Below are 7,945 nucleotides of genomic sequence, written 5' to 3' on the forward strand. Positions count from 1 at the left end.
CCAGTTCCCGGTGGGCTGTGTAGAGCGCGCGGAACCGGTCGAGCCAGGCCTTCTCCCAGTACTCCAGCTGGACCGGGTTCGACAGCCTCGCCCGCAGGAAGTAGCGGCGAAGGTGGGCGACGCAGTAGAGGTTGACGAGGCCGGCGCAGCGGCGGCCGACGGAGACGTAGACCGGGTGCCGGTAAGAAACCTGTCACCAGGTGCAAACGCGGATGATCTTGTGTTGGCTGGTCACGTGTCGCGTTGCGGGCGCGGTTCCTGGTCAGCCGTGGCTTCGGTGGTCGGCCGAGGGCGCCGTCCTACGATGGTGTGGTGACCGACACTGTGGGTGGCCGTGCGGCGTTTCAGGTTCTGGTCCTGCCCTACCGGCAGACCGGGCAGGGCACGGAGTACGCCTTGTTCCGGCGTGCTGATGCCGCCTATTGGCAGGGTGTCGCCGGTGGTGGTGAGGCGGGTGAGTCCCCGGCGCAGGCAGCCCGGCGGGAAACCGCCGAGGAGGCCGGTCTGGTCGGCGAACGTGAGTTCATCGTGTTGGACGCGCGGGCCACGATCCCCGTCGTCTACGTCACCGGGGAGTTCACCTGGGGGCCGGACGTGCTGGTGATCCCGGAGTACGCGTTCGGTGTCCGTGCGGAGGACGCCGAGGTGACGTTGTCGGACGAGCACACCGAGTTCGGCTGGTTCGGCCTCGACGACGCGGTGAAGGTCGTGCAGTGGGATTCCAACCGCACCGCTCTGTGGGAGCTGGACCATCGGCTACGCCACGGCATCGGTCACCGCGCCGCCTGAGCGACCAGGTCCGTGACCCCGCGGCCGAGCACTGTCGGGGTGTCCGTTCCCGACTCGCAGCGGGCGGCTGCGACCGACTTCGCGCACTCACGTAGTCGTCGACGATGCCCCCGCGCGTGGTCCGCGGTGAGGCGTGCGTGTTCGTGGGGATCGTCGAGGAGACCGTCGGGGAGACGCGCGGCGGTCAGAGCCGTGGTGCCCTGCCGGGTGTCCAGCCTCCGCCAGACCGCTGGTCTCGCCTCGCGGAACGCCATGTCGATGAACGCTGTGACCGGCCCGCCGGCGGCGCGTGCCACCGTGAACGCCGCTGCGACCGTGGCGGCGGGCAGGTAGGTACGGTTCTCCTCGTCGGCGAGGGTGCCGGTGGCACGGGTGAGGTCGCGGAGGGCGGGGAACAGGGCGATCGTGGGCGCGCGCAGCCCGATCGTGGTCGGTAGGGCGTGGACCTGGACCGGGCCGGCGGGGTTGAGGAACGCCAGCGAGTTCGCGACCAGTGCCACCGGCCCGGCGACGCCGGTCAGCAGGTGGAGCAGGGCGGTTGTCTTGCCGCTGCCTCGCCCGCCGAGCAGGCACACCGCGCCCGTCGGGGTCAGCACGCTCGCCGCGTGTAACGGGATCCGGGGGTCGAGGAAGAACCGCGCAGGATTGAACGCTTAGCGCCGTCCGGGGCTCACGAGTCGCCGGGCAGGAGTTCGACGGCGCGCAGGCGGTCGGCCTCGGTGGGCTTGGTGTAAACGCGCGTGGTGTCAGTGCGCGCGTGGCCGAGGAGCTCGGCGACCAGGACGAGGTCGGCGCCGCGGCGGAGCATGGCGGTCGCGAAGGTGTGCCGCAGGACGTGCGGGGTCAGGTCGTCGATCCCGACGGAGCGGCCGAGGTCGGCGACGACCTGGTCGACGGTGCGGGTCGACAGGCGGCGGCCGTAGCGGTTGAGGAACAGCGCCGGGTCGGCCTCGGCGTTCGGCCAGGCGGCCCGGGCGGGTTTCCAGTCGGTCAGCGCCCGGCGGGCCCGGGGGTTGGCCGGGATGGTGCGCGGCTTGCCGCCGTCGCGGCCCTTGCCGGCCCGGACGTGGACGGCTCCGGTGCGGGCGGTGACGGGCACGTCGTCGAGGTCGAGGGCGACGAGCTCGGCGCAGCGCACGCCGGTGTTGTAGAGCAGCTCGATGATCGTGCGGTCGCGTAGCGAGGGCAGCCGTTCGGCGGCGCGCAGCACGCGGCGGGCCTCGTCGTCGGTCAGGGCGCGAGGGGCCTGCTCGGGAAGGTCGGCGCGGTCGACGACGGCGCGGCCGAGGTGGCGCCAGGTGAAGAAGTGGTCGAGCGCGGTCAGGTGCGCGTTGATGGTCGCGGGCCGCTTCTTCGCGACCGTGAGCAGGTGGGCCCGGTAGTCGCGGACGGCGAAGTCGCGGGCGTGCGCGTCGGACAGCGGGTCGGCGCCGGTGGGGTCCGCGGCGGCGCCGTCGGTGTCGAGCCAGCGCAGGAACCCGGCGACCCGGGAGGCGTAGGCGCGCCGGGAGTGCTCGGCGAGCCGGACGTGGTCGAGCTCGGCGCGGTAGGCGGCGAACAGCTCGGCGTACCGGTCGGGCGGGCGTTCGCCGCCGCGCCGGCCGCGGCCGGTGGGTGGTGCGGTGGCGCTGGTCGTCACCGACCACGTCCTCTCGGGGTAGCGGCGGTTCAGGCGTGCGGCTGATGGTCCGGGTCGTAGTCGGTTCGCGGTCCCACCACGATGTCGTCCTCGGTGGTGGCCGGGCCGGCGACGTGGCACCGGCAGCGTGCGATGACGCAGCCGTACCGGCCGTGGTCGTCCACGGGGTGGTCGCACCAGGGATCGACGCAGCGCTCGGCGGTCTCGAGTTCGGCGGCCCGGTCCAGGAACCGGCCGGCAGCCTCGGGCTGGCGGGTGGCCTCGGCGCGGAGCCAGGCGATGAGCTCCTCGGTGGTCGCGGGCGGAGCGACGTCGGTGGTCATGGGTTCTCCGGTCGGCCAGGCGGCGCAGGTCCTGCGGGGTCTGCCGGACGCCTCGGTGCACTGTGTGGTGACCTCGCCGCCGTACTTCGGGTTGCGTGACTACGGCGAGCCCGGCCAGATCGGCCTGGAGCCCACGCCCGCGGCCTACGTCGCCCGGCTCGCCGAGGTGTTCACGGAGGTTCGCCGGGTGCTGCACCCGGACGGGACGTGCTGGCTGAACCTGGGCGACAGCTACGCGGGCAAGGCCAACGGCGGCCCGTCGGTGGGCCTGACACGCCGCGCCGACCGGGCCGAGCTGATTCCGCCGCGGCGGAACACCACCGCGGCCGCGCCCTACAAGAGCCTGCTCGGTATCCCCTGGAGGGTCGCGTTCGCGTTGCAGGACGCCGGCTGGACGGTCCGCAACGCGATCGTGTGGGCCAAGACGAACGCGATGCCGGAGTCGGTGACCGACCGGTTCGCCTCGCGTACCGAGACGCTGTTCCTGCTGACCCGCTCGGCGCGCTACCACTTCGACCTCGACCCCGTCCGGGAGACACCGGTCGACCCGACCGGCGGTGCTGAGTGGGCCCAGCGCAGGAAGCAGGGTGTGCCCGGCCGGCGGGGCCGCAACCCCGAGTCGTCGGTGACGGCCGCCGACCGCGACTTCGCCGCCCACCAAGCCGGCCGTAATCCGGGCGACGTCTGGCAGATCCCGGTCGCCAACTTCCCCGGCGCGCACTTCGCCGTGTTCCCGCCCGAGATCCCGCGGCGGGCGATCCTGACCGGCTGCCCGCCCGGCGGGGTCGTGCTCGACCCGTTCTCCGGGTCGGCGACCACCGGCATGGTCGCGCTGCAGCTCGGCCGCCGCTACGTCGGGATCGATCTCAACCCCGACTATCACCGCCTCGCGCTCCGTACCCGGCTGCTGGAGCGGCCGCTGCCCGGTATCGACCAGCCGGCCTCCTGACCAGGCCCACGCGGCTCGATCGGCGCCGTTGATCAGCGGTAGTAGGACATGTCGACCGTCATCGTCAGCCGCAGCTGCGGCGGTAGCTTGTCGCCGTCGTCGTCATAGCGCAGGTCCGCGAAGCCGAAGCCGAGGATCACCGCGTAGAGATGGTCGTTCATCCAGTCGCCGGCGGCGTGCAGCAGGTCGGACTCCTCGCTGCCGTAGAAGCTGACGACCTGGGTGGCGGAGCCTTCGTGGGCGATCTCGACCCGCACCGGGCCGTGGAAGGTTCGTGTGCGCCCGGTCGGGCGGCCAATCCGAGGCACCGCCGTGTCCTGCCCCGCTGGCCGGTCGCCATCCTCGGTCATGACTCCTCCTGATCGTTCTCGCCCGGGTCACGCAGAGGGCGCAGACCCGTGCCGGTGGGCGGGGCGGCGAAGGCGTAGCGGCCGAGCATGTTGATGTGCCGGTCGGCCAGCGGGGACAGCCGGGCGACGTCGAGGTCGTGCACGTCGTGGCCTGCGGTGCGCAGTGCGGTGAGGGCGGCGTCGAGGTAGCGGGTGTTCCACAGCACGACACCGACGCGGGCGAGGTTGACCCGGTGCCGGGCAATGGCGTTCAGCGGCCCGTAGTCGCCCTCGGCGTCGCCGGGCAGGGTGGCACGCCACAGTCGCTGGTCGGACAGGTCCGCGATCCGCGGGGAGAACCGGTAGCCGAGCAGGCGGAACAGGCCGAAGACGATGTCGGAGTAGCTGGCGGTGTCGGTCGCGACCATCTCCGGCTTCGGCCCGGCGTCGAGGGTGAGCAGCGTGTCCAGGATGTAGAGCGAGTCACGGACAGTGCCGGGCACGACGACCGCGCCGATCCCTGCGACCTGGTCGTTGACCGCGTTCAGCCAGGTCACGCCGCGTTTGAGCCCGAAGTAGCGGGGGCTGGGTCCTGCGTTGATCGTGCGGACCGGGACGACGAACCGCAGTCTGTCGACGGAGGCGACCAGCCCCCCGCCCCATGCCTGGGCGAGCCCGATCTGTGCCTGGGCGGTGATCAGAGCCGCGTTCGCCGCGGCGTGGGTGTCGGCGCGCAGGTAGTTCTGGTCGACGTGGGAGAGCCGGTCGCGGCTCAGCGCCGGCTCGCTCGGCTTGGTCACCGGGGTCAGCCCGACGTTGCATGCCTCGGCGACCAGCAGCGCTGCGAGGGAGATGTGCAGGTTCTCCATCCGGCTGCCCGACCCGCCCAGATGGGTGTAGGCGCCGAGGAACCCGGTCCAGGCGTGCACCTCCAGCAGCAGATCGGGCAGGTCGACACGGGGCAGCATCGCCGCGGTTGTCGCCCGCAGCGCGACCAGGCTGTCCGGTTCCCCGAGCGCCTCCAGCCGGCTCACGGCCAGGCGCATCCGCCCGTCGGCCGCCGGCTCGACCCGCACCGGGCTGTCCGGTCCGGCCTCGGCGAGCCGGTCGACGGTCTGGCGCCACGCGGCGTCCAACGAGCCGGCGAGCTCACGCAGGTGGGTCTCGACCGGGGCGGCCAGGCCGAGACCGGCGAGCACCTCGCCGCGGACCCGATCCCATCCCTCGCCGGCGAGCAGCCGGGCCCGCGGGTCAGACCATCGCTGCGAACGCACGGCGAACACGTCGCGCCGGCGCAGCGCCCGATGCAGCTGCTCCAGCACGCACAGCACGTAGCCGTCGCGGTCGACCGTGCCAGCCGGCAACGTCGGGTTGGCCAGCACCGCGCGCCGCCACACCGGCGGCACCAGATCGATGTCGACCTCGTCCGGGCGGATCCGGCGACGGCCGACCAGGTTCGGCAGTAGCCGGACCGCGTCGAGGACCGGCTGGCCGTCGCCGGTCGCTGCCAGCGGCAGCGCCTCGGCGAGCAGGAGGAGAAAAGGGCGGACCGTGCCGTAACGGCGGGCCAGCTCGGCGCGCATCACCGTCTCCAGGCCGGCGTCGCCGGGCACCAGCTCCTCGACCAGAGCGGCGGCCTCCAGCACCCGTTCCCGCGGCGCGACCTGCTCCACGACCGCCCAGGCTGCGGCGACGTCGAGCGCCTCGCCGGCCGTGCCGGCCAGCAGGCCCAGCAGCGCGGACGCCGCGCCGGCGAGGGTGACCGACGCCTTCTCCAGCTTCGGCAGGACGGCGAGGCGTTCCTGCTGCGCGGCGCGACGCGCCGGGTTGAGCAGCCGGGTGGCCATCAGCACGTCGAACAGGTCCAGGGCGTCGTCGACCGCCGCCGCTTCCAGACCGCGCACCGTCGCCAGCAGGGTCGCGGTACGCCGCGGCTCGGCGAGCTCGCGTAGCAGCGGCGCCTTGGCCGCCAGGCCGTAGCGGGCCAGCGTCGCCAGCCGGTTCGCTGGCACCCCCGACACATCCGCCGCGCCGGCGCCCACCACGATGACCTCGCCGGCCCGTGACAGCGCCCGCTCCAAGCCCGGCCCCGACGTCCGCGTCGGCCCCCGCCGCAGCCGCTCCAGCTCGCTTACCCGGGCACCCGGCGCCACCTCGAGGAGACTGCGCAGCCGTCCGGCCAACTGCGGATCGGCCTGCTCAGCCGCGACGGCGAGCTCCTGGTGCACCCGGTCGGTGGCCTCGCTGCGCACGGAGACCACCAGACGGGCCAGAACACTCACCCCTGGCAACAGCACCCGGCTACGGCGCAGCCACGCCGTGGCCTGACCGAACAGCGCCACCGGACCCTCTGCCTGCGTCCACGCCCGGCTCGCCAGGAACGCCCGCAGCTCCGTGGCTGCCTGCGGGTCGGCGAAGTCCCGGTAGCCGTAGACCGACCGGATCTCCCGAGCATGCTCATGCTGCGTCGGCAGCCGCTCGGTGTACCGCTTCACCACCGACGAGTCCGCAACGTCCAGCTGGCCCGCGAGATAGTCCACCACCACCCACGGCACCTCCAGCGGATCGCTCAGGAACGTCCCAAGGAACCGCACCGTGCCCAGCTGAACGGCGAACCCCAGACGCGAGTGCTCGCCCCGGCGCCGGACGACGAGCTCCCGGTCGGCGTCATCCAGAAAGAAGAACCGCTCCAACTCAGCCCGCACAGGTTCACCATCGAACCGCCCGTACGCCGCAACCTGCTCATCCGTCAGGAACTCCACCGGCACACACAGATCATCGACCCGGCGACCGCCAGCGACCGAACCGCCCTAACCGTTCAATCCTGCGCGGTTCTTCCTCGGACCCCTTACCGGCACCCCAAGTAGGGCGACCGCGCCAGCAGCTGGTCAGCTCGGACGCGGGGGACATGACAGCCGATCACGAGCGCTGCTTGACCTCCCACGGTTTGTCTCGCTCTCCGAACTGGACAGTGCGCCACATCGTCACCCCCGCGCCTGGCCCGATCCCCGCCTCGTTCCTGGAGCGCGTCACCCGCAACCTGGCCGACCGGGACCGCGCCGCCGGCGTGTTCGCCGGGCAGGATCCCCCCGGTACCTCTGCGAGCTGTACGGAATTGATCGCACTCTGTACCGGACCTACGACCTTCCCGCCGAACCCCGCCTGACGGGCGTGCGTGGTCTGCTCGGCGCGGCCTACCCCGCCTCCTCTCAGCCGAGTGTCCGGCCCCCGACGTCGGCGCCCGTACCCCGTACGGGCGTCTCACCCGGGCCAGAGACGGCCGGGCCGCGGCGGTCTGGCCGGTAGACCCGCCGGCTTCATCGGGTTACATGGTGATCTATCTAGATCATCTTCATCGGTGGGGCCGCGGTGAGTTCCCCGTCTCCGGGGGAGGCTGCGGCCGACGCCTGCCATCCTGTCCAGGGGGTGTCCTCTCCGGGGGAGGGAAAGCCCGCCGTATGATCTTCGCCGCGTCCGGCCGGGCAATACGCTCTCGAAGAGCTCCGTGTGTAGCGGTGTCGTGCACGACGCGGCCGGGAAACTCGGTCGTGTTGATGACGATGATGCGTCCGGTCTGGCCGCTTTGCTCAAGAACGGCGAGCCGGTGGCTGCTCGCCGGCGTTGTCGTTGTCGATCCATTCTGGTCGCGGAAGGCACTCGACAGCCCGGCGCGGGTGACCCAATGGCGGCCAAGAGTGTCGCGGCCGGCCTCTACGTCCAGGGTGACCCGCAAAGTCTGTTTGTGCAGGTAGACGGTGTGAGACGGGGTGCGGGGGGCTGGGGCCGGTGGTGGTGTGAGGATCCGGGCCCGGCTGCTGTTTCGTCGCTGTGAGTAGCGCGTGTGAGGGTGGGTTCCGGCGCCGGCGGAAACGCCACCGATGACGTTCTGTGACAGCCGGTGGGGTGGGTGGGGCGG

7 protein-coding genes are annotated in these 7,945 nt (G+C 72.3%); 2 read left to right on the forward strand and 5 right to left on the reverse strand.

The features are described 5' to 3' along the window. The first annotated feature begins 312 nt into the window (after positions 1-312). Complete coding sequence (locus BMG523DRAFT_RS21195) at positions 313-789, forward strand: NUDIX pyrophosphatase (RefSeq protein WP_198031032.1); 477 nt, start codon at positions 313-315, stop codon at positions 787-789. On the opposite strand, the gene BMG523DRAFT_RS21200 is transcribed toward BMG523DRAFT_RS21195, so the two are convergent. From BMG523DRAFT_RS21200 to BMG523DRAFT_RS24960, 3 genes are all read right to left on the reverse strand, one after another. Next, entirely contained in the window at positions 774-1,385 is a 612-nt protein-coding gene (locus BMG523DRAFT_RS21200) for a hypothetical protein (RefSeq protein ID WP_011436755.1), read from the reverse strand. The two genes, BMG523DRAFT_RS21195 and BMG523DRAFT_RS21200, sit on opposite strands and share 16 nt — an antisense overlap. Positions 1,386-1,459: 74 nt before the next feature. Then, positions 1,460-2,428, reverse strand: a complete 969-nt coding sequence (locus BMG523DRAFT_RS21205) for a tyrosine-type recombinase/integrase (RefSeq protein WP_011436756.1) — start codon at positions 2,426-2,428, stop codon at positions 1,460-1,462. Between the two features lie 29 nt (positions 2,429-2,457). Next, a complete protein-coding gene (locus tag BMG523DRAFT_RS24960) occupies positions 2,458-2,751 on the reverse strand; it encodes a hypothetical protein (protein WP_023840315.1) in 294 nt (97 codons plus the stop codon). On the opposite strand from BMG523DRAFT_RS24960, the gene BMG523DRAFT_RS21210 reads away from it, so the two are divergent. Continuing rightward, the gene (locus BMG523DRAFT_RS21210) at positions 2,750-3,700 is read left to right on the forward strand and encodes a site-specific DNA-methyltransferase (protein ID WP_035941181.1); all 951 of its coding nucleotides are present in this window, start codon (positions 2,750-2,752) and stop codon (positions 3,698-3,700) included. The genes BMG523DRAFT_RS24960 and BMG523DRAFT_RS21210 overlap by 2 nt on opposite strands. Positions 3,701-3,732: 32 nt before the next feature. On the opposite strand, the gene BMG523DRAFT_RS21215 is transcribed toward BMG523DRAFT_RS21210, so the two are convergent. Both BMG523DRAFT_RS21215 and BMG523DRAFT_RS21220 read right to left on the reverse strand, forming a co-directional pair. Then, the gene (locus BMG523DRAFT_RS21215; protein ID WP_011436758.1) at positions 3,733-4,050 is read right to left on the reverse strand and encodes a hypothetical protein; all 318 of its coding nucleotides are present in this window, start codon (positions 4,048-4,050) and stop codon (positions 3,733-3,735) included. Continuing rightward, positions 4,047-6,797, reverse strand: a complete 2,751-nt coding sequence (locus BMG523DRAFT_RS21220) for a Tn3 family transposase (protein ID WP_011436759.1) — start codon at positions 6,795-6,797, stop codon at positions 4,047-4,049. The genes BMG523DRAFT_RS21215 and BMG523DRAFT_RS21220 overlap by 4 nt, the downstream gene beginning before the upstream one ends. Positions 6,798-7,945: the final 1,148 nt, after the last annotated feature.

This window comes from Frankia sp. BMG5.23, from assembly GCF_000685765.2.
Classification (GTDB): Bacteria; Actinomycetota; Actinomycetes; order Frankiales; family Frankiaceae; genus Frankia; species Frankia casuarinae.